Consider the following 23,208-nt stretch of genomic DNA (forward strand, 5'->3'; position numbering starts at 1 on the left):
ATGACCAGACTCACTCCGATCTCTTTGGCCCTCGTCACCTTGGGCCTGACGCTCTCTTCGGCCATGGCCGCCACCGACAACATGCAGGGCATGGACCATAGCCAGATGCCGGGCATGGATCACAGCCAGATGCAGAGCGAGGATTACGGGCAAATGCAGCCCGCCGCGCCAACCCAAAGCCGCACGCCGATCCCGGCATTGACCGACGCCGACCGCGCCGCCGTTTTCGTCAGCCCCGGCGGCCATGACATGCACGACAGTGCGCTCAACTATTACTTCCTCGCCGACAAACTCGAATGGCAGGACGCCGACAACGGCAGCGCATTGGCGTGGGATCTGTCCGGCTGGATCGGTGGCGACGTTGATCGCCTGTGGCTGCGCTCCGAAGGCGAACGCGTCAATGGCAAAACCGAAGACGCCGAAATCCAGGCACTGTGGGGTCATGCCATCTCCCCGTGGTGGGACGTGGTGACCGGTGTGCGCCAGGATTTCAAACCCGGCGCCCCGCAAACCTGGGCCGCGTTCGGCGTGCAAGGCATGGCCCTGTACAACTTCGAAACCGAGGCTACCGCGTTCATCGGCGAAGGCGGCCAGACCGCCGCACGACTGGAAGGCGACTACGACATCCTGCTCACCAACCGGCTGATTTTGCAGCCGACCGCCGAGCTCAACGTCTACGGCAAAAACGACCCGCAACGGGGCATCGGCTCCGGGCTGTCCAACACCGAAGCCGGCTTGCGCCTGCGCTATGAAATCCGCCGGGAATTCGCGCCCTACATCGGCGTGACCTGGAACCGCACCTACGGCAATACCGCCGATTACGCCAGGGACGAAGGCGAGGACCGCAGCGAAGCCCGCCTGGTCCTCGGCGTTCGGCTGTGGTTCTAAACGCTTCAACTCAAAACCTAAAAAACAACCGCTTAAAGCGGTAAGAGGCCTTGCATGCGCACCATCAAAATCACCGCTGTCGCCATCGCACTTTCCACCGGGCTACTGATGAGCGCACTGGCTCAAGCCCACCCGAAACTGCTCTCCTCCACCCCGACCGAAGGCGCGGACGGCGCAGCACCGAGCAACATCGAGCTGCACTTCTCCGAAAACCTCATGACCCAATTCTCCGGCGCCAAACTGGTCATGACCGAAATGCCCGGCATGGCCCATTCCCCCATGCCGATGAAAGCCAAAGTCTCCGGCGGCAGCGACCCGAAAACCATGGTCATCACCCCGCTCTCGCCCCTGCCCACCGGCAGCTACAAAGTCGAATGGCGCGCCGTGTCTTCGGACACTCACCCGATCACCGGCAACGTTACGTTCAAAGTGAAGTGATTGATGAGCGACTCGGTCGGCATTGCCCTGCGGTTTGCGTTGTATGTGGATTTGATGCTGTTGTTCGGGGTAGCACTTTTTGGGCTGTATAGCCTTAAAGGGCAGGAACGGGTGTCTGGGGCGGTGCTGCCGTTTCGGCCGATGTTGGCGGGGACGGCGGTGCTGGGCGCGGCATTGTCCGTCGCCAGCATGGTGATGATGGCAAGTGCCATGAGCGGTGAAACGGACTTCGCCAAGCTGCGTCCGCACATCGAGATGATGCTATTCGAGACGGATGTCGGGCTGGCCTGGGTGGTTCGCATTGTTGCGCTGGTCGTCGCGGGTCTGGCGGTGATGCTCCGTACGCCCGGTTTCAGTTTATGGATCGCGGCTGTTGCCGGTGGTGTTGCCCTCGCCAGCCTGGCCTGGAGCGGACATGGGGCGATGGATGAAGGCAATCGTCGTTATTGGCATTTCACCGTGGACATTCTGCACCTGCTGGCAGCGGGGGCTTGGCTTGGAGCATTGCTGGCGTTTACGTTGATGGCGAAGATCAACGCTCTGCAAACCGAAGCGCGCCTCAGGTTGCTGGCCCGCGCGGTTAATCGGTTTGAAGCGATTGGCGCGGCCATCGTCGTGGTGATTACGGTGACGGGGGTGGTGAATTATCTGTTCATCGTTGGGCCGAAGCTGGATGAGGTGTTTCTCAGCACTTACGGGATTCTGCTGTTCATCAAAGTGGTGCTGTTTGCCGGCATGCTCGTGCTCGCCGCGTTGAACCGGTTTCACCTTGGGCCGTTTCTGGAGCGGTCGTTGCGGGATGGGCAATACACGGTCGCCGCCAATGCGTTGCGGCGTAGCGTGGTGGTGGAATTGGCGGCGGCGGTGTTGATTGTGGGATTGGTGGCTTGGCTCGGAACGCTGAGTCCGGAAATGGGCGCCCAGTAGGGAAATGAAAGCATCCGATGACCGGCCAGAGCAGTCAGTGGACAGGGTGAGGGTCCTTTACTAGCGTCTAACCACACTAGATTTCAAGCCAAAGGGTTCAACACCCAAGCGCCAAGGTGAAAAAGCGGCGCAATTATCGAAAGGAGTTCGAAAATGGCTGACGTAATGAAAGTAGTGGATGTCGACTTAAAAATACTTAAATCAAACCCACCGCAGCTACACATATCGGCAATTGGCCTGGTGAATTCTGGTGGATGGACAAACCCGAGACTGGAGCCGCGGATTTACATTCAGTTCCCACCAGACGGCATTCAAGACTTCGATTTTGTTGCTGATCCGCCCCAAGGGGCTGCCATACAGGTCATCCTTCCCATCGACGCATCAAAACTTTGGAAAGAGCCGCCACTCGATAAACTCAAGGGAGTAAGAGTCCACTCTGCCAGCAACTCGATTGAAGCGCATCTTAAGAGTTCGAAGTCCGTGGCTTGTGGATAAACAACTAATGTGAAGGGATACGTGTCGGGCCTTGCCTGACACGTATCACGCATTGGAATGATCGGGACATTGGGACACTGGATGACAGTCGAGAAGTGCTTTCACTACACTGACTTCCGCTTGAACCCCACTCCGTCACAAAAGCCCGATAACAATGAAAACCATCAAAAGCACAATGCTGCTCTGTGGCCTGCTGGCTCTATCCTGCGGCGCTCAGGCAGAGCAAAGCCCTTCGCACCTGGACACCGTCCTGCAACAAGGCCAGCTGCGCGTTTGCACCACAGGCGACTACAAACCCTATACCTTCAAAGGTGAAGACGGCGAATACTCGGGAATCGACATCGCCATGGCCCGCTCACTGGCCGACAGCCTGGGCGCGAAGGTCGAGTGGGTCCAGACCACCTGGAAAACCCTGATGCCCGACATGCTCGCAGGCAAATGCGACATCGGCGTCGGCGGCATCTCCGTCACCCTGGAACGCCAGAAAAAAGCCTTCTTCAGCACCACCCTGGATGTCGACGGCAAAATCCCGCTGGTTCGCTGCGAAGATCAAGCGAAATACCAGACCCTCGAACAAATCAACCAACCTTCCGTTCGCCTGGTCGAACCCGCCGGCGGCACCAACGAAGCCTTCGTTCACGCTTTCCTGCCCAAGGCGCAATTGCAACTGCACGACAACGTGACCATCTTCCAGCAACTGCTGGACAAGAAGGCTGACGTGATGATTACCGATGCGTCGGAAGCGCTGTATCAGCAGAAACTCAAACCGGGTTTGTGCGCGGTCAACCCGACGCAATACATGCAGTATGGGGAGAAGGCATATCTGCTGCCGCGGGATGACATCAGCTGGAAGATGTATGTCGATCAGTGGCTGCATCTGGCCAAGGTGACGGGGAATTACCAGAAAATCCTGGGCCAATGGATAGCGGTGCCAGAGGCCAAATAGCCCGTTGTTTGCTGACCCCATGTAGCAGCTGACGAAGCCTGCGTCCGGCTGCAAAGCAGTCGTAAAATCAGACCACGCGGTTCATCAGGCAAATCACGCAACGGCGAAAACACCCCTGCCGTTGCGTCATCCCTTAGTCGTGCAGCAGGCCCGAGCTGTACTCATTAAAGCTGTTGCCGATCGCGCTCCCACCAAAGTTCACCTTGTTGGGGCTATGGCCATCGAATTGTTGGCAGCCTTCTGAAAAGCAGGAACTGGTGCTCACACCCGAACAGGCGCTCAAGAGCAAAGCACCGGTGATCAGCATGGCTTTGAAGAGGTTCGAGATCATCTTTTTGTTTCCTGTGGGCTGGAGGCGTGGCAGCACAATCTTGAGTAAGCATCCTATGCCACAAGCTTGCCAAACTTGATGAAACATTGCTGAGCGACAGCGTTGGTTCAGCATCCTTGTGTTCTCTGAAACGACCCACCTGTTTAGATGAGCGTTTAAAGACACTCACAGCTGGTAGCTCCTAATGAATAATCAGGAGTTTCACCATGTTCAAGGCCACACCCAATCCGCCGGTCAACGATCCAGCATCCCCCTACGAATCCCTCGATTCAAAAAAACTCCACGCCGCCGAACGCGTACTCTTTTCTTTCGTATCACCTTCATGGGCCGGCCCTTGCCTGGGTCTTTAGGGTTGGCTTGGCTTCTGTTGACGGCGGAAAAGACAGGCAATTAGAAGCTTTTTTGCTCCATTCCGCCCGTCGATGCCGCTGACCGTCCTTGAGTTCATGGTCGAGCCTGGCAACTCATATGGTGGTTAATATAAATCTCTCGGCTAACTGCATTCGACCAAAACGGTACCAATCCCTTTGCGGAAACTCAGGTGCGACGCTTGAGCGGTGCAAGCGCCCAGCGTAGCGGCGCGGTAACCCGCCACGAGTTGCTGGCGAGCAGGGCCTGCACCCGGGATTCGGCATGGGCTGCCCACAGCTCTGCCTGTGCCGCTCGTTGCTCAGCCTGGGCTGCCTGCTGTTCTCGGAGGATCGCGTTGGTGACGGTCTGCGCATGACGTTGCTGTTTTTCCAGCTCATGGCGGATTTCCAGCGTCCCCTCAGGGGAGCTTTTGGAGCCATCAAGCACGTCAAGCGAGCCCGAACGGTTAACACTGGCCAAGATCGGGTTTAGATCGAAGAAGGCCAGCGGCTGGGTCAGACAGGTCGTCACCAGAACACCAGCGACGCAATCGATATCAAGCCCCTTGGGCCCTCCTTTGCGCGAAGGAATAGCGTTTATGCTTTGGAACAGACAGTCATCCATCACCCGCAGGCTCAAACCAGGGTCGTAAATGCCCTGCCACTGACCGTCGGGTTGGAAGTAGATATGCACATGAGGTGCGCCGGCATCGGCCAGCAGGATATAGCGGTCATCGTCGCTGACACGGATACCGTGGGGAGTACTGGCACCGCGCAGCACAGCCATTGGTTCGGCCTCCGCATGCAGCTCCGAGGTCTGCGGGTAGAGCAGAGCGCTCTGGATATTGAGGCCGCTCACCGCCAGCCAACGCCGGCTACGGCTGATACTGATGCCACCGGGCATCGCCATCCACTTACCCAGCAACACTCGCTCCTCGGTGACCGTATAGTCCGTTGCGGTCGCGATCACATGGCGCGATACCCGATTCCCGAAGTTTCGACACACCAGAAATTCGTGGTGCTGCGCATCGATCCGCGAGACGGCCACGGAGCCTGGTCCCAGAAACTCCCTGTCATTGGCCGAAAGACTCTTCAGCAGGGTGAGTTCCCCCTTCGTCGATCCATCCCTCGACGGTAGTCGGAACAGTCTCAGATCGCCGTCGCGATTGGCCACCACCAGCGTTTCATCATCGATGAAGTCCAGGCCGTGGGGGGATTGCAACTGGCTCGATGACAACTCGACAGCAGTGCTGAGATGAACCTGCTTACCCGTCGGAGTCATCCGTACTTCGATATCGAAGACAACGATCAGTTGGCGGGTCATGGCGGCCACGGCCAAGCGGCCGCGATCCGGGGAAAAACGGATGTCCTCGGTTCGACCGATGCCCGCGATAATATCCAGCACCTCCTGGGGTGCAAAAAAACCCAGCTGCATTCAGTCATTCCAGTGTGTTGGTTGGCCGAAGGCCAACCCGTTGTGACAGGCACAGAAGCTGCACTCAACATGCGTATATAGGGGCATGAGTCGTTGCATGCTCCTGGCTCAGCTTTGTCGTTTGCGCGACGCAAGTGCCCAGCGCAGCGGCGCGGTAATCCGCCAGGAGTTGCTGGCGAGCAGGGCCTGCACCCGGGATTCGGCATGGGCTGCCCGCAGCTCTGCCTGTGCTGCCCGCAGCTCTGTCTGCACTGCTCGTTGCTCAGCCTGCTGTTCCCGGAGGATGGCATTGGTGACGGTCTGCGCATGACGCAACTGTTTTTCCAGCTCATGGCAAACATCCAACCCCCCTTCAGGGGCGCTTTCCGAGCCGTCAAGCACGTCAAGCGGGCCCGATCGGAGAACACTGGCCAAGATTGGGTCCAGATCGAAGAAGGCCAGCGGCTGGGTCATGCAAGTCGTCACCAGAATACCGGCCGTGCAATCGATATCGAGCCCCTTGGGCCCGCCCTCCTGGGGATTGTGCCTGCCCAGCTGAAACAGCCCGTCGTCCATCACCCGCAGACTCAGGCAAGGGTCGTAGACACCCTGCCAGTGGCCATCGGGCTGGAAGTAGACATGTACATAAGGTGCGCCAGCATCGGCCAGCAGGATATAGCAACTGTCATCACTGAAGCGGATGCCGTGGGGATAGCTGGCACCACGTAGTACGGCTGTTGGATCAGCCTCCGCATGCAGTGCCGGGGTATGCGGATAGAGCAACGCGCTCTGGATGTCATGGCTGCTCACCGCCAGCCATCGCCGGCTGCGATCGATGCTGATGCCGTCGGGAATTACCATCCATTTACCCAGCAGCACTCCTTCCTCGGTGACCGCGTAGTCTGTTTCGGTCGCGATCACATGACGCGATACCCGATTCCCGAAGTTTCGGCACACCAGAAATTCGTGGTGCTGCGCATCGATCCGCGAGACGGCCACGGAGCCTGGTCCCAGCAACTCCCGGTCATTGGCCGAAAGACTCTTCAGCAGGGTGAGTTCTCCCTTTGTCGATCCATCCCGTGACGGTAGTCGGAACAGTGTCAGATCGCCGTCGCGATTGGCCACCACCAGCGTTTCATTGTCAATGAAGTCCAGTCCGTGGGGGTATTTCAACTGGCTCGATGACAACTCGATAGCAGTACTGAGATGAACCTGCTTGCCCGCCGGAGTCATCCGCACTTCGATATCGAAGACAACGATCAGTTTGCGAGTAATGACGGCCACGGCCAAGCGGCTGCGATCCGGGGAAAAACGGATGTCCTCGGTTCGACCGATGCCCGCGATAATATCCAGCACCTCTTGGGGTGCAATAAAACCAAGCTGCATTCAGTAACTCCGGTTTGTTGGCTGGCCGAAGGCCAGTCTTTTGTGACTGGCCGCAGAAGATACATGCCGTAGACGTGTCTGAATATAGAATGAAAATAATCGACCAACATGCCTACCGCTAAGGTCCCTCCTTTAATTCGGTCGCGCTCCTGCAGGGCGCTCTCAGCAAAGCACACGCACCTTCCTTGACAGCAACCCCATCTTCAGCGAATACGGAAAGTCGGGGATTGGCCGAGATGGAAAAAGTGACACCTCGTCCCCTGCCAAGACTACAATCGCTCTCTGTTTTAAAACCCGGTATTTCGAATGTCCATCTCCTCAATAAACGCTGTCCTGGTAGACATAGCGACAGCCGTAAAGCGCTATCCTCTGGTAGGCATGCTCGGATGGCAGGATATACGTCAGCGGTATCGACGCTCAGCAGTTGGACCGTTTTGGCTAACCATCAGCATGGGCGCAATGATCGGTACGATTGGCATCGTGTTCGGTCAACTATTTAACGCTCCGATCAAAGATTTTTTTCCGTTCCTTGCCGCGGGCATGATTCTCTGGAGCTTCATCTCTACATCGGTGCTGGAAGGTTGCACCAGCCTCATCGCCGCAGAAAACATCATCAAACAACTGCCTATTCCGCTCTTTGTACATATTTTGCGCACACTATGGCGTAATACTTTAATTCTCGGGCATAACATTATTATTTTCCCACTGGTGCTGCTGGCAGTGCAAAAACCCGTGGGACTTGAAGCATTATTGAGCATTCCAGGCTTTGCGCTACTTGTCCTGAACCTGGCATGGCTCAGCTTGATACTGAGTATTTTATGTGCGCGTTACCGAGACCTCACCCAGATTATTGGCAGCGTCTTGCAAATTGTTTTTTATTTGACGCCCATCATATGGCTTCCCAACCAACTCCCAGGACGGTCCAACGTCTATTTGTTGGATTTCAACCCCATCTACCACCTCATGCAGATAGTCAGGGCCCCTCTGCTTGGACAGGAGGTGAGCAGTATTAGCTGGTGGCTGTCCGGGGGCATGGCCTTGCTTGGATGGTGCATGGCGATCATGTTCTATGGTCGTTACAAACATCGCATCGCTTATTGGCTCTAAGAAGAAAACACAGTATGGCTTCTATTGAATTTTATAACGCATGCGTTGACTTCCCGATCTATAACGCAAGCGGCCGGTCCCTAAAAAAACGGCTGATTCAAGTCGCGACCGGGGGACAAATCGGTGCCAACGACCAAGGTCGCGTTATCGTAAGAGCACTGGAAAACCTGACTTTTTCTCTCAAGGACGGAGACCGGGTTGGATTGCTCGGTCATAATGGTGCTGGCAAAAGCACGCTACTCAGGCTGTTGAGCGGCGTATACACGCCCTCCTCCGGCACGGCTAAAATAACCGGTGAAATCGCCTCGCTTATTGATATTTCATTGGGAATAGACCCGGAGGCAACCGGCAGAGAAAATATTTTTATGCGCGGTACTCTTCTCGGCATGAGAAAAAATGAAATTACAAAAAAACTCGACGAAATTATTGAGTTTTCAGAGCTTGGCGAATTCATAAACATGCCAGTACGTACCTACTCCAGCGGTATGCACCTGCGTTTGGCTTTTGCAGTATCGACTACTATCAGGCCTGAAATCTTGATCATGGATGAATGGCTTTCAATAGGAGACGAAAGTTTCAAGCATAAAGCAGAAGTTCGAATGAATGAACTGGTCAAAGCTACCAATATTTTGGTGATTGCCAGCCACTCCCGCGAACTGCTGATGCATACGTGCAATCGGGTCATCTGGCTGGAGCACGGCAAAGTAAAAATGGACTCAGATCCCGAAACAGTTACCCGAGCCTATTTCGGTGTCGAGACTTCTTTGGCGTAGGCCTGACAAGCCGCGAGAGTAATCAATCCTTGGTCGCCGGCACCGGCGTTGAACATACGCCGGGTCAAGTTGGGCTCTTGTGGCGCCATGAACCACCCCGCCGGACGCCGCCGCCCTCCTGGCTCATCCGCCATTGCGCGAACTCCACCAGCTTCTGGCTGTTCAGCGCCGAGTCGTCGAGCTCGCCCGTTTCTGGTCTTGCCCAGTGGACGGATTTTGTACTCCTCCAGGCACTATCGTCACGCCTTTTCGGTTAGCCAGCTCCATTTCGCGGCGCTTGATCCAGGCCTGGGTAACCTACTTGCGGTCGAAGGTTTGGCTTTCCTGATAAACTGTCTTCCCGTCCCGATTGATCCGTATCTGCGCCGTGTAGGTCGTCGAGTTGTCCTTGCGCTTGCGTGATGTGATCGTGCCCATTTCCAGTTGCTACATTGCCGAATTCGCTTGCTGCATTGTAGCAACCGACTTCGGAAAACAAGGAAAATCGGGTAAAAACCGCTGTATAAAAGATCAGTACAAATGAATTTCGAAAAACCTGAAGCGCCCGCAAACACTACTCCTCCCCGTCCCGAGCCGTCTCGCCGCTTCAGTGTGGCACCGATGATGGATTGGACCGATCGCCACTGCCGCTTCTTCCTGCGCCTGCTCTCCAAGCACGCCCTGCTCTACACCGAAATGGTCACCACCGGCGCGCTGCTCAACGGCGATCACGACCGTTTCCTGCGTCACAACGAAGCCGAGCACCCACTCGCCCTGCAGCTCGGCGGCAGTGTGCCTTTGGACCTGGCCGCCTGCGCACGCATGGCGCAGGACCACGGCTACGACGAGGTAAACCTGAACGTCGGCTGCCCGAGTGATCGGGTGCAGAACAATATGATCGGTGCGTGCCTGATGGGGCATCCGCAGTTGGTGGCCGATTGTGTGAAGGCGATGCGTGATGCGGTGTCGATTCCGGTGACGGTGAAGCATCGGATCGGGATCAATGGGCGGGACAGTTACGAGCAGTTGTGTGATTTCGTCGGCACGGTTCGGGATGCCGGGTGCACGAGTTTTACGGTGCATGCGCGGATTGCGATTCTGGAGGGGTTGTCGCCGAAGGAGAACCGCGACATTCCGCCTCTGCGCTATGACGTGGCGGCGCGGTTGAAGGCGGATTTTCCGGAGTTGGAGATTATTCTCAACGGCGGGATCAAAACACTGGAGGCCTGCCACGAGCATTTGCAGACGTTCGACGGTGTGATGCTGGGCCGTGAGGCGTATCACAATCCTTATGTGATGGCTGAGGTGGATCAGCAGCTGTTCGGCAGCACGGCGCCGGTGATCAGCCGGGCCGAGGCGCTGGCGCAGTTGCGGCCTTATATTGCCGAGCATTTGCTGGCGGGCGGTGCGATGCATCACATCACTCGGCATGTGCTGGGGCTGGGCACCGGGTTTCCGGGGGCGCGGAAGTTTCGGCAGTTGTTGTCGGTGGATATTCACAAGGCTAAAGAGCCTTTGGCGTTGCTGGATCAGGCGGCGGAGTTGTTGGAGGGGCGTTGATCCCCTATTGCTCGTTCGTAGGTTTCGCGCCCATGAATGCGTTTTGTCTCGTTAGAAAATGGCAGCTTCGAAATCGTGGCCGTCGCTTGTTCGGCCTGAGCGCTCAAAGGTCTAATACGCAAACCGGCCAGGCTAAATCGGTAAGCATTGAGAACATGGCTCAGGCTCGCTCAGCACGCTAACCGTCACTTCCATTGAACCTGCCCCCCATTTCAGCATCGTATTTACCGAGACCACGCCCCGCCTTTCAAACATCCGTTTTCAGGATGTTGCCGCTGGGGCCTTCGATACGCACATGCACCCTTGAGTGGCTGTCAGCGCTCGGGTAATGTCATTAGACCCATAGGACAGAGCACGCCCATGACTTCCAAGCTGGAACAACTCAAACAAATGACCACCGTGGTTGCCGATACCGGCGACTTCGAAGCAATCGCTCGCGTTAAACCCGTGGACGCCACCACCAACCCTTCCCTGCTGCTCAAAGCAGCGGCCATTCCCGGTTATGCCGAGTTGCTGAACGCTTGCGTCAGCGACTGCAAGGGCGATGTGGGTCTGGCCAGCGACCGTTTTGGTGTGGCAGTGGGGCAAGAGATTCTGAAGGTGATTCCTGGCCGTATTTCCACTGAAGTGGATGCGCGCCTGTCGTTCGACACTGACGCCGTCTTGAAGCGTGCGCACCGTCTGATCGACCTGTACGAAAAGGCCGGTATTGGCCGTGACCGTGTGCTGATCAAGATCGCTTCGACCTGGGAAGGCATCCGCGCTGCCGAGACGCTGGAAAAGGAAGGCATCCAGACCAACCTGACCTTGCTGTTCTCTTTCGCTCAGGCGGCGGCGTGTGCTGATGCTGGGGTTTTCCTGATTTCGCCGTTCGTGGGCCGTATCTACGACTGGTACAAGAAGGCCACCGGTAACGACTATACCGGCGCGGATGATCCGGGCGTGCAGTCGGTGACGCGTATCTACAACTACTACAAGGCCAATGACTACAAAACTGTAGTGATGGGCGCGAGCTTCCGTAATCTGAATCAGATCGAGCAGTTGGCCGGTTGTGATCGCTTGACCATCAGCCCGGATCTGCTGGAGAAACTGGCGGCGGATACCGGCAAGCTGGAGCGCAAATTGGCGCCGGGGCATGCTGGTGAAGCGCGTCTGAGCTTGAATGAAGCGCAGTTCCGTTGGTTGTCCAACGAAGATGCGATGGCGACCGAGAAGCTGGCTGAGGGCATTCGTCAGTTTGCTCGGGATCAGGAGAAGCTTGAGGCGTTGTTGCAGGCCAAGCTGTGATTTGAGTTAGCTGGATGCAAAAAGGGCGAACCTTGATGGGTTCGCCCTTTTTTATGCGTTGAAGTTGGGTAGTGGGCTTTGTGCTGGAAGATGTGGCGGGGCCTCAGCTTCAGGGAATCAGTGACGCTCCAGCGCATTCACCAGGTCATGAAACGCCTCACGGTTGGAGTCGTTCAGGCCCATGAGAATTTTGTGTGCTTCAAGGACTTTGATCCGCACCACTTCTTCGGACTGGTCCTGGTCTGGCAGGTCGGTCAGGCATTCAGGGCATGGGATCGGGCGGTCAACGATGTTGAACACTTGCTCGAAGCCCATGGACTGCAGCAGACGGGTGATGTCTTCGTGGGTGGTGACGACGGTCGGCAGCAAGCCGACTTTTTGCCGCGACAGGATCGACAGCTTGGCCAGCAGGCCAAGGGTGGTGCTGTCGATGCTACGGGTTTCGGTCAGGTCGATCACGATGGCGTTGAAATTCAACGCAGTGAAGATCCGCTCAATAGTCGCATCCAACGCCGAACACAGGGTCAGGCGAACTTCACCGACGAACTTCAGGACGAAGGTGCCGTCCTGCTCGGCGAACTGGATTCTACCGGTACTCATTAAAGATTCCTGCTCAACACCAACAGGGCGATATCATCCGGCATCTCCCCTAGCGTGGCCAATCCAAAAACCTGGCGCAGACCATCCAGGCTGCCGCCCGCCGCTTTCACCCGTTGAGGCAAAGCAGCTTCTTTATCTTTGAGTGTGGGTTCTGGCAAAAGGTCCAGAATGCCATCAGACATCAGCGTCAGGCTGAATACCGGCGGCAGCTCCAGTACGTGATCTTCGTAGGTGGCTTCATTGAAGAGGCCCACCGGCAGACCGCGCCCTTCCAGGTAACGAACACTGTCTGGCGTGTACAACACAGGCAACGGCAGATGACCGCCGATGCTATAGGTCAACAAACCTGTCTCCTCGTCGATGACTCCACCGACCATTGTGACGTGTTTACCCAGCTTACAACTGATCAGGCCCCGGTTGATATGACCAAGGACTTCTGAAGGTTTGAATTCCGGCAATGTGCCGTTGCGCTTGGATTCGAACAGCAAGCGCGTGGTCATGAACTTCAGCAGCACGGTAACGAAGGCTGAAGAGGCGCCATGACCGGAAACGTCCGCCAGGTAGAAGGCTACCCGACGCTCGTCGACCCGAAAGTAGTCGACGAAATCGCCCGACAGGTACAGCGACGGGATGATCTGGTGCGCAAACTGGAACTCATCGATAGTCCAGGGGCTGACCGGCAGCATGTTCATCTGCACCTGGCGACCGGCGTTCTGGTCTTCCTGGAGCAGGTTCAGGCTGGCTTCGAGCTCGCGGTTGGCCTTTTCCAGCTTCTCGCGGTAGCGCTGGTTTTCCAGCAGCAGACGCGCACGATCCAGGGCCCGGCGCACGGAGTGCTCGAGCACGGCGAGATCTTCGAGAGGCTTGATCAGGTAGTCCGCTGCGCCCAGGCGCAGGGCCTCGACGGCGTCGTTCATCACACCGGCGCCCGAAACCACGATGACCGGGGTTTGTGGCGACAGCTCGGTGACCTGGCGTATGAGTTCGAGTCCGCCCATCTGCGGCATGCGCAGATCGCAGATGACCAAGTCGGGCTTGTCTTGCTCGAATACCTGTAGACCCTGCTGGCCATTGCTGGCCTGCAGGACACTGAAACCACTGTCTTCCAAGTAGGCCGCGAGGCTCGCGCGCACTACTTCGTCATCATCGATTATCAGCAGCGTGGCACTGGTTTTTGGCATGTGGGCAAACGGCGCCAGAATTAGGTTGGCGTAGCAGGCTGGGCATTTGGCCCTGCACACACTACTGGATTCGCTTTCTAGCCTCTCTGCTGCACCGTTTTCGAGCGTTTGCCCTACTCACTGTTCTACCAGAGGTGCCCTTCTAAGGCGCAGACGGTACTCCCATCCGCGAGGCGTTTCAAGCTCACGCCGATGGTCGCTTGACGTCTTTACTTGTCAAATCACCGAGAGTTATAAGAACAGGCAAAACCGTAACCCAAAGGAAGGATCGAGCCCATGAGCCAAACCGATCGGGACTACAGCGAAAAGCGCGATTTCATCCGTATGCGGGTTGATGCCGATGTGTCGCTGATTCATGAAGGCGATGAGGTCCAAGCCGTCTGCATCGACCTTTCCAGCAGCGGCATGCAGCTGGAGGCGCCCCGCTCATTCAAGGTCGGTGACCGGCTTAGCGTGCGGATCGACTCCGATCACGCAGCGCTCAAAGGCCTTGAGGCCGACACCGAGGTGGTGTGGGTGAAAGCACAGGACGGTGGCGGCCAGAAACTCGGGCTTACCATCCTGAAGATGAAATAGCCCTGATTTAACCCGCAAGCCAAACGAAAGAAGGCGGCCAATTGGCCGCCCTCTTCGTTTTACCGGTCGAGATTAAAAATCGTCTTCGACTTTACCGTCCTTGACTTTGAATTCGCGGTTTTGCAGGTACGCATTGCGAATAAAGGTGTATTTGTCGCCAGTGACCAGTTTCTCGGCCGACAACAGGCTGGCGCGAGTGTCGACGATGTTCAGGCCGAAAATCGAGTTACGTACCGGTATATCGTTGATGTAAGGGTACGGACCGGTATAACCGTCGACATACTTGGCAGGCGCATCACGCAAGGTGCTTGGGCCCAACAGCGGCAGCATCACGTACGGGCCGCTGCCCACGCCCCAGTAACCGAGGGTCTGGCCGAAGTCTTCGTCGTTGCGGTGCAGGCCCATTTGGGTGCCCACGTCGAAGAAGCCCAGCAGGCCGAAGGTGGTGTTGAAGATCAAACGCGCGGTGTCAACGCCAGCCGCTGCGGGCTTGGCCTGCAACACGTCGTTGGCGAGGTTGGTCACATCGCCGACGTTGCGGAACATGTTGTGGATGCCGTCTTCCAGAAACTGCGGCGTGACGAACTGGTAGCCCTGAGCCAACGGCTTCAGTGCGTAGGTGTCGACAAAGTCGTTGAATTTGTAGATCGGGCGGTTGATGCTTTCCCAAGGGTCTTCTTCCGTGGCAGCCTGGGCCGCGAACGGAACCAGCAACACGCTGGCACACATACAAAGCTGAGCGAGTCGATTGCTCCAGCGCATAGAGAAACTCCTTGGATTGTACTGACGCGGGCGCTTGGCCCAGCCGCAAAGACCGCTAGTATATGACGGAAAACCCGGTTTAGGCAGCATCGTGCACGATGGTCTACGAACGACGCCGCCTGACGGCGAGCGATTCACATCCGTGTCACTCGATTGTCATCGTCCATGAATAGCCTTGTCGCTATTTCAGGGACGTTTCCATGCCGCATGCCGAAGTCTTGCCCCTTGCCGCACCGAATCTGACCGCCGTGCTGTTCGGCCTCAGTGGCTGCCTGGTGGATTTCGGCGCGCGCACGCGCCAGCACGGCACCGTTTCTACCGAGCACGCCGAGGTCACGCCCGGCGCGCTGGAGAGCCTGTCCAGCTTGCAGCGCCAACGGATTCCCTGCGCCTGGCTCGATGAACTGCCCCCCGCCCTCAGCCACTCTCTGGCCGCGGCACTTCCAGCCTGGATCAAATCTTCGCAACACTCGGAAACAATCAATTCATGGCCGGCCCCGAATGCCTGCTGGCAAGCCTTGATGGCGCTGAATGTCGAGCGCCTGGACGGTTGCGTGCTGGTCAGCGGCGAACCGCGACTGCTGCAATCGGGCCTGAACGCCGGGCTGTGGACCATCGGCCTGGCGTCGTGCGGCTCGTTATGCGGGCTCGCGCCGAACGAATGGCAAGCCTTGAGCCAGAAGGAACGGGAACATTTGCGCGGCAAGGCGACGGTGCAGTTGTTCGGCCTGGGCGTGCATTCGGTGATCGATCATCTGGGCGAGCTCGACACCTGCCTGGCCGACATCAGCCTGCGCCGGCTCAAAGGCGAAAAGCCCTGACTGAGATCATGCAGGTTGCGCGCGAGTGGATTAATCTAAAGGTCAGCCATAGACCTTTGGCGTGCTGCTGCGGTCTATGCCAGTGCCTATCGAGAAAAGGAAGAACGCCATGCCTGCCCGCGAACTGCAAGAACAGCTCAACAAACTGCGCGAGCAATTGGAACAGAATCCACCACTGACCGAAGCCGAGCGCGAAGACCTGCACGCGCTGATGCAACAGATCCAACTGGAGCTTGAGCTGGAAACCAAAACCCAGGACACCAACCTCGCCGACAGTGTGAACCTGGCAGTCGATCGCTTCGAAGTCGAACATCCCGCCCTTGCCGGCACCTTGCGTAACATCATGCAAGCCTTGGTCAGCATGGGGATCTGAACCCATCAGATGCAAAAAAGCCCCGCTATCGATAGCGGGGCTTTTTCATTTCCGGGATTTGCAAATGCAATCCCGCACTGGCTCTTTATTGTCGGACCAAGCGATGGTTCGGCAGTTGCACCTCTTCGGTGCTGCGATACGGGTTGATGTCCAGCCCACCTCGACGCACATACCGCGCGTACACCGTCAATTTCTCCGGCTTCAGCAACCGCTGCAGGTCGAGGAAAATCCGCTCTACGCACTGTTCATGGAAGTCCGAGTGCTGGCGGAAGCTCACGATGTATTCCAGCAAACTGGCGTGATCCAGCGCCGCGCCGCGATACTCCACCACCACGCTGCCCCAATCCGGCTGGCTGGTGACCGGGCAGTTGGATTTGAGCAAATGGCTGTGCACGCACTCTTCAACAATACGCGACTCATCGCAACGCAGCAGTTCCGGACGCGGATGCTCGTAGTTGCTGACGCTGATATCCAGGTCATCGATGCACACACCCGGCAACGCCACGACGCCTTCTGCCTCGACTTCTTTCAGACTGCGAACCCGCACGCCCACCGGCTTGCCGGCAGCGGCCGAGAGGTCTTTCACCAGCGTCGCTTCGAGGCTGGCGGTATCGGCAAATGGCGTCTGGTTCAGCGAGTTGAGGTACAGCTTGAACGACTTCGACTCGATGATGTTCGGCGAGTCCGCCGGGATGCTGAATTCGCCGATTGCCACCACGGGCTTGCCGGACGGCAACAGCCACGACAGCTCGAAGCAGTTCCAGAAGTCCACACCCTTGTACGGCAGGGTTTGCGCGGTCAGGCCCAGCTCGGCCCATTTCGCGGTGCGCGGGATCGGGAACAGCAAGGACGGCGTGTAGGTGGCGATGTATTCGCTGGATTTGCCCAGCGGCGAATGTTCGGCTGCGGGATGCATGGCGGAAACCTGACTGAAGAATCAGCGGATTCTACCAGCCTTTGCTCCCGCCTTTGAGTGCTTACTGACTGACTGTCAGTTTGCCGACCATGCCGGCCTGATAATGGCCCGGAATGTTGCAGGCAAATTCCAGGTTAGTGGCCTTGGTGAAGGTCCAGGTCAACTCGGCGGTTTTGCCCGGTTCCACCAACACACTATTGGGGTCGTCATGCTTCATGCCGTGATCCATGGCGCCATGATCCATTCCGGCCATGGAACCGTGATCCATGGCCTTCATGCCTGTAGGCATCAGCATGCCGCTTTGCTGCATCTGGAGCATTTCCTGCTGATGCCTGGCATGCATCTGTGCATCGCCGAGGTTGAATTCATGCAGCAACTGGCCTTTATTCACCAATACGAGACGCACGGTTTCCCCGGCCTTGATATCGATGGTCTTGGGGCTGAAGGTCATATCGCCCATTACCACTTCAACGCTGCGGGTAGCCTGGGCGGCCGAGGCCGGTTGACCGAAATCGTAGGTCTGCGCCGGTGAGGCTTCCAGCCCTAAACTCAGAGTCAGCAAACAAGCGGCCAGTACCAGACGCTTTTGCAAAAACATAGTCGCACTCCAATAAGATGAGGTTCAGCTTGTGGGAAACTCTACCCCGCCGGCTCTGCCAGCTACCTGACAGGCAGATTACAACTTTGTCAGGTTGGCCTGCTTCCTCGCCGCCCACGGTATAACGCACCTGTTCAAACTGCCTGAGTCGCCCATGAAACTGCTGATCGTCGAAGACCAACCGAAAACCGGCCATTACTTGCGCCAGGGCCTGACCGAGGCCGGCTTCAACACCGAACTGGTGGCCGACGGCAGCACTGGCCAGCAACTGGCCTTGAGTGGCGATTACGCCTTGTTGATTCTCGATGTGATGCTGCCCGGCCGCGATGGCTGGCAGATTCTGCAAGCGGTGCGCAGTGCAGGCCTGGACACGCCAGTACTGTTTCTGACCGCACGAGACGCAGTGGAAGACAGGGTCCACGGCCTGGAACTGGGCGCCGACGACTACCTGGTCAAACCTTTCGCCTTCTCCGAACTGCTGGCCCGGGTTCGCAGCCTGCTGCGTCGCGGCAGCGCCACGCCTCAGGAAACCTGCCTGCAACTGGCCGACTTGCGCCTGGACCTGATCCGTCGCCGGGTCGAGCGCAACGGTCAGCGCATCGACCTGACCGCCAAGGAATTCGCCCTGCTGGAAATGCTCCTGCGGCGCCAGGGCGAAGTTCTGCCCAAATCGCTGATCGCGTCCCAAGTGTGGGACATGAATTTCGACAGCGACACCAACGTCATTGAAGTGGCGATTCGCCGTTTGCGCCTGAAGATCGACGACGATTTCCCGAACAAGTTGATTCACACCGTGCGCGGCATGGGTTACGTCCTTGAAGAGCGCCCCGCCTGATGCGCCGACTTTCATTAAGCAGCCGTCTGGCCCTGCTGTTTGCCGCCTGCACTGCGGTGGTGTCGTTGTTCGCCGGGGTGTTGTTCAGCCGCGCCAGTGAGGCGCACTTTGTTGAGCTGGACCAGCAGTTGCTGGACGGCAAGCTGATTGGTTTACGCCGGGCGCTGGATGACATTCAGTCCAGCGAAACCGAAGCCAGGCTGGCTGATGAATTGAGCCGACAAGCCGATCTTTCGCTGCGCATCATTGGCAGTGACGGCCAACCTTTGTATGACAGCTCAGCCCGCTTACCCAAAGATTTGCCGCGCAAACCTGGCCTCTCGACAGTGAGCGATGACGGCACCGACTACCGCGTCCTGAATGCGCCGTTATTCCTCGACAAACCCGACTCACCGCAACTGACCTTACTGCTGGACATCACCCATCACCAGCACTTTCTGCAGCGCATGCAACACCTGATCTGGCTGACGGTCGGCCTCTCGGCCCTGGCCACTGCCCTGCTCGGTGCCTGGGCGGCGCGCAGTGGTTTGCGTCCGTTGCTGCGCATGAGTGCGGTCGCCAGCGGCGTGTCGGCGCAATCGCTCAACGCCCGCCTGCCGGAAGCAGACATGCCGCCGGAACTCGCGGAAATGGCCCACAGCTTCAACGCCATGCTCGGACGCCTCGACGACTCTTTTCAGCGGCTCTCGGCTTTCTCCGCCGACATCGCCCATGAACTGCGCACTCCGCTGTCGAACCTGCTGACCCACACCCAAGTCACCCTCACCCGCCCTCGCCCCATTGAGGATTACCGCGAGGCGCTGCACAGCAACCTCGAAGAACTGCAATGGATGGCGCAACTGGTCAACGACATGTTGTACCTGGCCAAGGCTGACCACGGTTTGCTAATGCCCAAGCGTGAACCGCTGGACCTGGCGGAAGAAGCGGATGTGCTGCTGGAGTTTTTCGCACCACTGGCCGAAGACGCCCGGGTGAAGTTGAGTCGCGACGGCAACGCGAGCATGCAGGGCGATCGCAGCATGTTGCGCCGGGCGCTTTCCAATTTGCTGGACAATGCGTTGCGGTTCACCCCGGCAGACGGTGAGGTGCGGGTGAGGATTGCCGAGCAACCGACAGGTTTGAGCCTGACCGTTGAAAACAGTGGCGAAGGCATTTCCGAAGACTTGTTGCCGCGTTTGTTTGACCGCTTCTACCGGGCCGACCCTGCGCGCCGTGAGGGCAGCAGCGAGCATGCGGGGTTGGGATTGGCAATCACCCAGTCGATCGTCCGCGCCCATGGCGGGCAGATTCGTTGCGAATCGGATAAGGGGTGGACACGGTTTGTGATGGAGTTGCCAAGAAAGGACTGAGGCCAGCAGGACTGGCCCCTTTGCGATCTACCAGGCTACGAATACCGCAACGCAGTAGCCGGCTCGACTTTCGCCGCCCGCCATGCTGGATACACCGTCGCCAGAAAGCTCATGATGAAACCGGCGGAACAGATCAACAACACATCCGCGCCCTGCAATTCGGACGGCAAGTTGCTGACGAAATACACATCGGAACTGAAGATGTGCTGCCCGCTGACCCGTTCCATCCAGCCCACCAGTTCACTGACGTTCAACGCCGCGATCACGCCCAGCACACCGCCGATCAAGGTGCCGACAATCCCGATCACCGTGCCCTGCACCATGAAGATCGCCATGATCTGCCGAGGTGTGGCGCCGATGGTACGCAGGATCGCGATGTCCGCGCCCTTGTCGTTCACCACCATGATCAGGGTGGCGATGATGTTGAACGCCGCCACCGCGACGATCATCAGCAACAGCAGGCCGATCATGGTTTTTTCCATCTTCATTGCGCTGAACAGACTGCCCTGGGTGTGGGTCCAGTCGTCAGCCTTGTAGGCGTTGCCCAGACCGGTCGCAATGTCGCTCGACACTTGCGGTGCGGCGTACAGATCCTTCACCGCCAGGCGCACGCTCTGCACCTGATTCGGTTGCCAGTGCTGCATCTGCGCGGCATCGGCCATGTGGATCAGCGCCATCGAACCATCCAGCTCGGCACCGACCTTGAACACGCCCACCACGTTCAACCGCTGCATGCGCGGGGTGATGCCGCCCGGTGCAGTGCTGACTTCCGGCACGATCAGGGTGATCTTGTCGCCGACGTTCAAGCGAAAGCGCCGCGCGGTGATCTCGCCGATCACCACGCCGAACTCGCCCGGTTTCAAGGCGTCGAGACGGCCTTGAACAATGTGCTTGGCAACGATCGACACCTTGCCTTCCAGCGCCGGGTCGACCCCGCTGACCTGGATCGGCTGCATAGTGCCCTTGTAGGACAGCATGCCTTCCATCTCGGTAAATGGCACGGCGGCGGTGACTTCAGGATTCTTCATCGCCGCAGCGGCCACCGGCTGCCAATCGTCGATAGGGTTCACGCCGACGATGGTCGCGTGGGGCACCATGCCGAGGATGCGCGAGCTCATTTCGCGCTGGAAGCCGTTCATCACCGACAGCACCACGATCATCGCCAGCACGCCCAGGGCGAGGCCGATCATCGAGGTCATCGAGATGAAGGAAACAAAGCGATTGCGGCGCTTGGCGCGGGTATAGCGCGTGCCGATAAAGATCGATAACGGTCTGAACATTCGCTGGGGCACCGTATAAAAATAAAAGACCCGACGCACTGTTCAGTGCGCCGGGTTTCAGCCAATCAGATGGTGGTCAGGTAACCTTCCTGCAAATGCAGGACGCGATCCATCTGGCGAGCCAGGTTCATGTCATGGGTCACCACCAGGAACGCCGTGCGCATCGAGGTGCTGAGTTCCAGCATCAAATCCTGAATGCCCTGGGCGGTGTGAGAGTCGAGGTTGCCGGTCGGCTCGTCGAGCATCACCAGGCCTGGCTTGTTCACCAGGGCGCGGGCGATGGCCACACGCTGGCGTTCGCCACCGGACAATTCCGCCGGTTTGTGCTCCAGACGATGGCCCAGCCCTACCCGCTCCAGCAACGCCGTCGCACGCTGACGCGCTTCCGGGATCGCGGTTTTGCCAATCAGCAGCGGCATGCAGACGTTTTCCAGCGCGGTGAACTCAGGCAGCAAGTGGTGGAACTGGTAAACGAAACCCAGCGACCGGTTGCGCAACAGGCCACGGGCCTTTTCGTTCAATGCCGAGAGCTCTTCACCGGCCAGCCAGACGCTGCCCTTGGTCGGCGTATCGAGGCCGCCCAGCAGGTTGAGCAAGGTACTTTTGCCCGAACCCGATGTGCCGACGATCGCCACCCGCTCACCCGGATGCAGTTCCAGTTGCAGACCGGCCAGAACCTCTACCGACTCCGGGCCTTCCACATAGGATTTGCCCAGGTTGCGGCAGCTCAAGATTGCTTTATCACTCATGCCCGACTCACTCATAACGTAGCGCCTCCGCAGGCTGGGTGCGCGCGGCACGCCAGGCTGGATACAGGGTGGCGAGGAAACTCAGGACCAACGCGGCGGCGCAGACCATCAACACGTCCTGGCTCTGCACTTGCGACGGCAGGTAATCGATGAAATACACGTCGGCGTTCAAGAACTTGTGGCCGATCAGCCCTTCGAGGGCCGAGATCGCGGCGCTGACGTTCAGCGCGGCGAAAATCCCCACCACGGCGCCGATCAGCGTACCGACCACACCAATGACCGTGCCCTGGACCATGAACGTCGCCATGATCGAACCCGGCGTGGCGCCCAAGGTACGCAGGATCGCGATGTCGCCCTTCTTGTCGTTCACCACCATCACCAGCGTGGAAATGATGTTGAACGCAGCAACGGCGACGATCAGCAGCAACAGCAGGCCGATCATGGCTTTTTCCATGCGGATCGCTTGATACAGATTGCCGTGGGTGCGGGTCCAGTCGCGGGCGTAGTAACGGTCTTCGCCGAGCTGCTGGGCGATGGTCCACGCGGTGCGCGGCGCCTGGAACAGGTCGTCGAACTTCAGTCGCAAGCCCTGGACCTGATCCGGTTGCCAACGGTGCAACCTGGCCAGATCCTGCAGATTGGTCAGGCCCAGATAGCCGTCCAGCTCGCCGGCGCCGACATGGAAGATGCCGACCACGGTAAAGCGTTTCATGCGCGGGAACATCCCGGCCGGGGTCACGGTGACTTCCGGCGCGACAAACGTCAGCTTGTCGCCGACCGCCGCGCCGAGCTTGGCTGCCGCCTTGTCGCCGATGACGATGCCGAAACTGCCCGGCGCCAGGTCGTCGAGTTTGCCCTGCTGCATGAAGTTATCAATGATCGACACCTGCCGTTCCTGCACAGGGTCGATGGCATTGAGCAGCACCTTGGACACCTTGCCGTTGTTGGTCAGCAAGCCCTGCATCTGGACGAAGGGCGCAACCGCCGCCACCTGCGGGTTCTGCTTGACCTTGGCGGCCAGGCTTTGCCAGTCGCTGATCGGCTCGCCGGACTCGATGGTTGCGTGGGGCACCATGCCCAGCACACGGGTGCGCATCTCATGATCGAAGCCGTTCATCACCGACAGCACGACGATCATCACGACCACGCCGAGGGCGAGTCCGATCATCGAGGTCAGGGAAATGAATGACACAAAATGATTGCGACGTTTTGCACGGGTATAACGCGTGCCGATAAATACGAAGAGAGGTCTGAACATGTCGGGGCTTGTTCGGAGGGAAAAGGAAC

25 protein-coding genes and 3 pseudogenes are annotated in these 23,208 nt (G+C 58.1%); 15 read left to right on the plus strand and 13 right to left on the minus strand.

The annotated features are described in order from the left end of the window. From PMI21_RS22180 to PMI21_RS22165, 5 genes are all read left to right on the plus strand, one after another. Window positions 1–888 carry a copper resistance protein B gene (locus PMI21_RS22180; protein WP_007935234.1) on the plus strand — a complete coding sequence of 296 codons (888 nt, stop codon included), beginning with the start codon at window positions 1–3 and terminating at the stop codon, window positions 886–888. A 54-nt stretch (window positions 889–942) separates the two neighbouring features. Further along, window positions 943–1,326: a copper homeostasis periplasmic binding protein CopC gene (gene copC / locus PMI21_RS22175; protein ID WP_007935236.1), complete on the plus strand. Its 384-nt coding sequence runs from the start codon at window positions 943–945 to the stop codon at window positions 1,324–1,326. Between the two features lie 3 nt (window positions 1,327–1,329). After that, window positions 1,330–2,253, plus strand: a complete 924-nt coding sequence (gene copD / locus PMI21_RS22170) for a copper homeostasis membrane protein CopD (protein WP_007935237.1) — start codon at window positions 1,330–1,332, stop codon at window positions 2,251–2,253. Window positions 2,254–2,406: 153 nt separating this feature from the next. After that, entirely contained in the window at window positions 2,407–2,748 is a 342-nt protein-coding gene (locus PMI21_RS0127930) for a hypothetical protein (protein WP_033063832.1), read from the plus strand. Between the two features lie 154 nt (window positions 2,749–2,902). Further along, a complete protein-coding gene (locus tag PMI21_RS22165; protein ID WP_007935238.1) occupies window positions 2,903–3,694 on the plus strand; it encodes a transporter substrate-binding domain-containing protein in 792 nt (263 codons plus the stop codon). A 133-nt stretch (window positions 3,695–3,827) separates the two neighbouring features. Here PMI21_RS22165 and PMI21_RS22160 read toward each other — a convergent pair whose 3' ends face one another. Next, a complete protein-coding gene (locus tag PMI21_RS22160) occupies window positions 3,828–4,025 on the minus strand; it encodes a hypothetical protein (RefSeq protein WP_007935239.1) in 198 nt (65 codons plus the stop codon). A 206-nt stretch (window positions 4,026–4,231) separates the two neighbouring features. On the opposite strand from PMI21_RS22160, the pseudogene PMI21_RS30135 reads away from it, so the two are divergent. After that, window positions 4,232–4,348, plus strand: a pseudogene (locus PMI21_RS30135) (DUF6124 family protein); the annotation flags it as partial. Window positions 4,349–4,562: 214 nt separating this feature from the next. Here PMI21_RS30135 and PMI21_RS0127935 read toward each other — a convergent pair. After that, a complete protein-coding gene (locus PMI21_RS0127935) occupies window positions 4,563–5,810 on the minus strand; it encodes a hypothetical protein (protein WP_007935246.1) in 1,248 nt (415 codons plus the stop codon). 108 nt (window positions 5,811–5,918) lie between these two features. Next, window positions 5,919–7,175 (minus strand): hypothetical protein, encoded by a 1,257-nt coding sequence (locus PMI21_RS0127940; RefSeq protein ID WP_007935249.1) that lies wholly within the window; start codon window positions 7,173–7,175, stop codon window positions 5,919–5,921. A 306-nt stretch (window positions 7,176–7,481) separates the two neighbouring features. Between PMI21_RS0127940 and PMI21_RS22155 the strand changes: the two genes are divergently transcribed. Both PMI21_RS22155 and PMI21_RS22150 read left to right on the plus strand, forming a co-directional pair. Continuing rightward, window positions 7,482–8,282 (plus strand): ABC transporter permease, encoded by an 801-nt coding sequence (locus tag PMI21_RS22155; RefSeq protein ID WP_033063833.1) that lies wholly within the window; start codon window positions 7,482–7,484, stop codon window positions 8,280–8,282. 14 nt (window positions 8,283–8,296) lie between these two features. Continuing rightward, window positions 8,297–9,055 (plus strand): ABC transporter ATP-binding protein, encoded by a 759-nt coding sequence (locus PMI21_RS22150; RefSeq protein WP_007935253.1) that lies wholly within the window; start codon window positions 8,297–8,299, stop codon window positions 9,053–9,055. Here PMI21_RS22150 and PMI21_RS29845 read toward each other — a convergent pair. Both PMI21_RS29845 and PMI21_RS29850 read right to left on the minus strand, forming a co-directional pair. Next, window positions 9,025–9,166 (minus strand): annotated as a pseudogene (locus PMI21_RS29845) (lysis protein); the annotation flags it as partial. The gene PMI21_RS22150 and the pseudogene PMI21_RS29845 sit on opposite strands and share 31 nt — an antisense overlap. Further along, window positions 9,156–9,472: pseudogene (locus PMI21_RS29850) on the minus strand (site-specific integrase); the annotation flags it as partial. The pseudogenes PMI21_RS29845 and PMI21_RS29850, both read right to left, overlap by 11 nt. Window positions 9,473–9,574: 102 nt before the next feature. On the opposite strand from PMI21_RS29850, the gene dusA reads away from it, so the two are divergent. Both dusA and tal read left to right on the plus strand, forming a co-directional pair. Beyond that, complete coding sequence (gene dusA / locus PMI21_RS22145) at window positions 9,575–10,594, plus strand: tRNA dihydrouridine(20/20a) synthase DusA (RefSeq protein ID WP_007935257.1); 1,020 nt, start codon at window positions 9,575–9,577, stop codon at window positions 10,592–10,594. A 360-nt stretch (window positions 10,595–10,954) separates the two neighbouring features. Continuing rightward, a complete protein-coding gene (tal, locus tag PMI21_RS22140) occupies window positions 10,955–11,881 on the plus strand; it encodes a transaldolase (RefSeq protein ID WP_007935259.1) in 927 nt (308 codons plus the stop codon). A 117-nt stretch (window positions 11,882–11,998) separates the two neighbouring features. Here the strand turns inward: tal and rssC are convergent, their stop codons facing one another. Beyond that, window positions 11,999–12,481, minus strand: coding sequence for an anti-sigma factor antagonist RssC (rssC, locus tag PMI21_RS22135; protein ID WP_007935262.1), 483 nt, complete (start codon window positions 12,479–12,481; stop codon window positions 11,999–12,001). Then, the gene (gene rssB / locus PMI21_RS22130; protein ID WP_007935264.1) at window positions 12,481–13,662 is read right to left on the minus strand and encodes a two-component system response regulator RssB; all 1,182 of its coding nucleotides are present in this window, start codon (window positions 13,660–13,662) and stop codon (window positions 12,481–12,483) included. The genes rssC and rssB overlap by 1 nt, the downstream gene beginning before the upstream one ends. Window positions 13,663–13,938: 276 nt before the next feature. Here rssB and PMI21_RS22125 point away from each other — a divergent pair, with 276 nt between their 5' ends. Beyond that, entirely contained in the window at window positions 13,939–14,238 is a 300-nt protein-coding gene (locus PMI21_RS22125; RefSeq protein WP_007935265.1) for a PilZ domain-containing protein, read from the plus strand. A gap of 72 nt (window positions 14,239–14,310) precedes the next feature. Here PMI21_RS22125 and PMI21_RS22120 read toward each other — a convergent pair whose 3' ends face one another. Next, on the minus strand, window positions 14,311–15,000 hold the full coding sequence (locus tag PMI21_RS22120) for an MlaA family lipoprotein (RefSeq protein WP_007935268.1): 690 nt from the start codon (window positions 14,998–15,000) through the stop codon (window positions 14,311–14,313). 200 nt (window positions 15,001–15,200) lie between these two features. Between PMI21_RS22120 and PMI21_RS22115 the strand changes: the two genes are divergently transcribed. Both PMI21_RS22115 and PMI21_RS22110 read left to right on the plus strand, forming a co-directional pair. Beyond that, window positions 15,201–15,821, plus strand: a complete 621-nt coding sequence (locus tag PMI21_RS22115) for a hypothetical protein (RefSeq protein WP_007935270.1) — start codon at window positions 15,201–15,203, stop codon at window positions 15,819–15,821. A 109-nt stretch (window positions 15,822–15,930) separates the two neighbouring features. Further along, window positions 15,931–16,194 (plus strand): DUF4404 family protein, encoded by a 264-nt coding sequence (locus PMI21_RS22110; RefSeq protein WP_007935272.1) that lies wholly within the window; start codon window positions 15,931–15,933, stop codon window positions 16,192–16,194. An 85-nt stretch (window positions 16,195–16,279) separates the two neighbouring features. On the opposite strand, the gene queF is transcribed toward PMI21_RS22110, so the two are convergent. Beyond that, window positions 16,280–17,110 (minus strand): NADPH-dependent 7-cyano-7-deazaguanine reductase QueF, encoded by an 831-nt coding sequence (queF, locus tag PMI21_RS22105; RefSeq protein WP_007935274.1) that lies wholly within the window; start codon window positions 17,108–17,110, stop codon window positions 16,280–16,282. 61 nt (window positions 17,111–17,171) lie between these two features. Beyond that, the gene (copI, locus tag PMI21_RS22100; protein WP_007935275.1) at window positions 17,172–17,708 is read right to left on the minus strand and encodes a copper-resistant cuproprotein CopI; all 537 of its coding nucleotides are present in this window, start codon (window positions 17,706–17,708) and stop codon (window positions 17,172–17,174) included. Window positions 17,709–17,862: 154 nt separating this feature from the next. Between copI and PMI21_RS22095 the strand changes: the two genes are divergently transcribed. Both PMI21_RS22095 and PMI21_RS22090 read left to right on the plus strand, forming a co-directional pair. Then, a complete protein-coding gene (locus PMI21_RS22095; protein ID WP_007935276.1) occupies window positions 17,863–18,543 on the plus strand; it encodes a heavy metal response regulator transcription factor in 681 nt (226 codons plus the stop codon). Then, entirely contained in the window at window positions 18,543–19,892 is a 1,350-nt protein-coding gene (locus tag PMI21_RS22090; RefSeq protein ID WP_007935277.1) for a heavy metal sensor histidine kinase, read from the plus strand. The genes PMI21_RS22095 and PMI21_RS22090 overlap by 1 nt, the downstream gene beginning before the upstream one ends. 35 nt (window positions 19,893–19,927) lie before the next feature. Here the strand turns inward: PMI21_RS22090 and PMI21_RS22085 are convergent, their stop codons facing one another. From PMI21_RS22085 to PMI21_RS22075, 3 genes are all read right to left on the minus strand, one after another. After that, window positions 19,928–21,172, minus strand: a complete 1,245-nt coding sequence (locus tag PMI21_RS22085) for a lipoprotein-releasing ABC transporter permease subunit (RefSeq protein ID WP_007935278.1) — start codon at window positions 21,170–21,172, stop codon at window positions 19,928–19,930. 65 nt (window positions 21,173–21,237) lie between these two features. Beyond that, window positions 21,238–21,921: a lipoprotein-releasing ABC transporter ATP-binding protein LolD gene (lolD, locus tag PMI21_RS22080; RefSeq protein ID WP_177318275.1), complete on the minus strand. Its 684-nt coding sequence runs from the start codon at window positions 21,919–21,921 to the stop codon at window positions 21,238–21,240. 7 nt (window positions 21,922–21,928) lie between these two features. Continuing rightward, window positions 21,929–23,179 (minus strand): lipoprotein-releasing ABC transporter permease subunit, encoded by a 1,251-nt coding sequence (locus PMI21_RS22075; RefSeq protein ID WP_007935280.1) that lies wholly within the window; start codon window positions 23,177–23,179, stop codon window positions 21,929–21,931. Between the last annotated feature and the right edge of the window lie 29 nt (window positions 23,180–23,208).

The sequence above is a fragment of the Pseudomonas sp. GM18 genome, assembly GCF_000282195.1.
GTDB lineage: Bacteria > Pseudomonadota > Gammaproteobacteria > Pseudomonadales > Pseudomonadaceae > Aquipseudomonas.

Excerpts from the sequence above, each read along its gene's own strand:
- copI (WP_007935275.1), bottom strand. The coding sequence starts at position 17,708 with ATGTTTTTGCAAAAGCGTCTGGTACTGGCCGCTTGTTTGCTGACTCTG.
- PMI21_RS22180 (WP_007935234.1), top strand. The coding sequence starts at position 1 with ATGACCAGACTCACTCCGATCTCTTTGGCCCTCGTCACCTTGGGCCTG.
- PMI21_RS22155 (WP_033063833.1), top strand. The coding sequence starts at position 7,482 with ATGTCCATCTCCTCAATAAACGCTGTCCTGGTAGACATAGCGACAGCC.
- PMI21_RS22165 (WP_007935238.1), top strand. The coding sequence starts at position 2,903 with ATGAAAACCATCAAAAGCACAATGCTGCTCTGTGGCCTGCTGGCTCTA.
- PMI21_RS22120 (WP_007935268.1), bottom strand. The coding sequence starts at position 15,000 with ATGCGCTGGAGCAATCGACTCGCTCAGCTTTGTATGTGTGCCAGCGTG.
- rssB (WP_007935264.1), bottom strand. The coding sequence starts at position 13,662 with ATGCCAAAAACCAGTGCCACGCTGCTGATAATCGATGATGACGAAGTA.
- lolD (WP_177318275.1), bottom strand. The coding sequence starts at position 21,921 with ATGAGTGATAAAGCAATCTTGAGCTGCCGCAACCTGGGCAAATCCTAT.
- tal (WP_007935259.1), top strand. The coding sequence starts at position 10,955 with ATGACTTCCAAGCTGGAACAACTCAAACAAATGACCACCGTGGTTGCC.
- rssC (WP_007935262.1), bottom strand. The coding sequence starts at position 12,481 with ATGAGTACCGGTAGAATCCAGTTCGCCGAGCAGGACGGCACCTTCGTC.
- PMI21_RS0127930 (WP_033063832.1), top strand. The coding sequence starts at position 2,407 with ATGGCTGACGTAATGAAAGTAGTGGATGTCGACTTAAAAATACTTAAA.
- PMI21_RS22075 (WP_007935280.1), bottom strand. The coding sequence starts at position 23,179 with ATGTTCAGACCTCTCTTCGTATTTATCGGCACGCGTTATACCCGTGCA.
- PMI21_RS22085 (WP_007935278.1), bottom strand. The coding sequence starts at position 21,172 with ATGTTCAGACCGTTATCGATCTTTATCGGCACGCGCTATACCCGCGCC.
- PMI21_RS22160 (WP_007935239.1), bottom strand. The coding sequence starts at position 4,025 with ATGATCTCGAACCTCTTCAAAGCCATGCTGATCACCGGTGCTTTGCTC.
- copC (WP_007935236.1), top strand. The coding sequence starts at position 943 with ATGCGCACCATCAAAATCACCGCTGTCGCCATCGCACTTTCCACCGGG.
- PMI21_RS0127940 (WP_007935249.1), bottom strand. The coding sequence starts at position 7,175 with ATGCAGCTTGGTTTTATTGCACCCCAAGAGGTGCTGGATATTATCGCG.
- PMI21_RS22095 (WP_007935276.1), top strand. The coding sequence starts at position 17,863 with ATGAAACTGCTGATCGTCGAAGACCAACCGAAAACCGGCCATTACTTG.
- PMI21_RS22150 (WP_007935253.1), top strand. The coding sequence starts at position 8,297 with ATGGCTTCTATTGAATTTTATAACGCATGCGTTGACTTCCCGATCTAT.
- PMI21_RS22110 (WP_007935272.1), top strand. The coding sequence starts at position 15,931 with ATGCCTGCCCGCGAACTGCAAGAACAGCTCAACAAACTGCGCGAGCAA.
- queF (WP_007935274.1), bottom strand. The coding sequence starts at position 17,110 with ATGCATCCCGCAGCCGAACATTCGCCGCTGGGCAAATCCAGCGAATAC.
- PMI21_RS22090 (WP_007935277.1), top strand. The coding sequence starts at position 18,543 with ATGCGCCGACTTTCATTAAGCAGCCGTCTGGCCCTGCTGTTTGCCGCC.
- PMI21_RS22115 (WP_007935270.1), top strand. The coding sequence starts at position 15,201 with ATGCCGCATGCCGAAGTCTTGCCCCTTGCCGCACCGAATCTGACCGCC.
- copD (WP_007935237.1), top strand. The coding sequence starts at position 1,330 with ATGAGCGACTCGGTCGGCATTGCCCTGCGGTTTGCGTTGTATGTGGAT.
- PMI21_RS0127935 (WP_007935246.1), bottom strand. The coding sequence starts at position 5,810 with ATGCAGCTGGGTTTTTTTGCACCCCAGGAGGTGCTGGATATTATCGCG.
- dusA (WP_007935257.1), top strand. The coding sequence starts at position 9,575 with ATGAATTTCGAAAAACCTGAAGCGCCCGCAAACACTACTCCTCCCCGT.
- PMI21_RS22125 (WP_007935265.1), top strand. The coding sequence starts at position 13,939 with ATGAGCCAAACCGATCGGGACTACAGCGAAAAGCGCGATTTCATCCGT.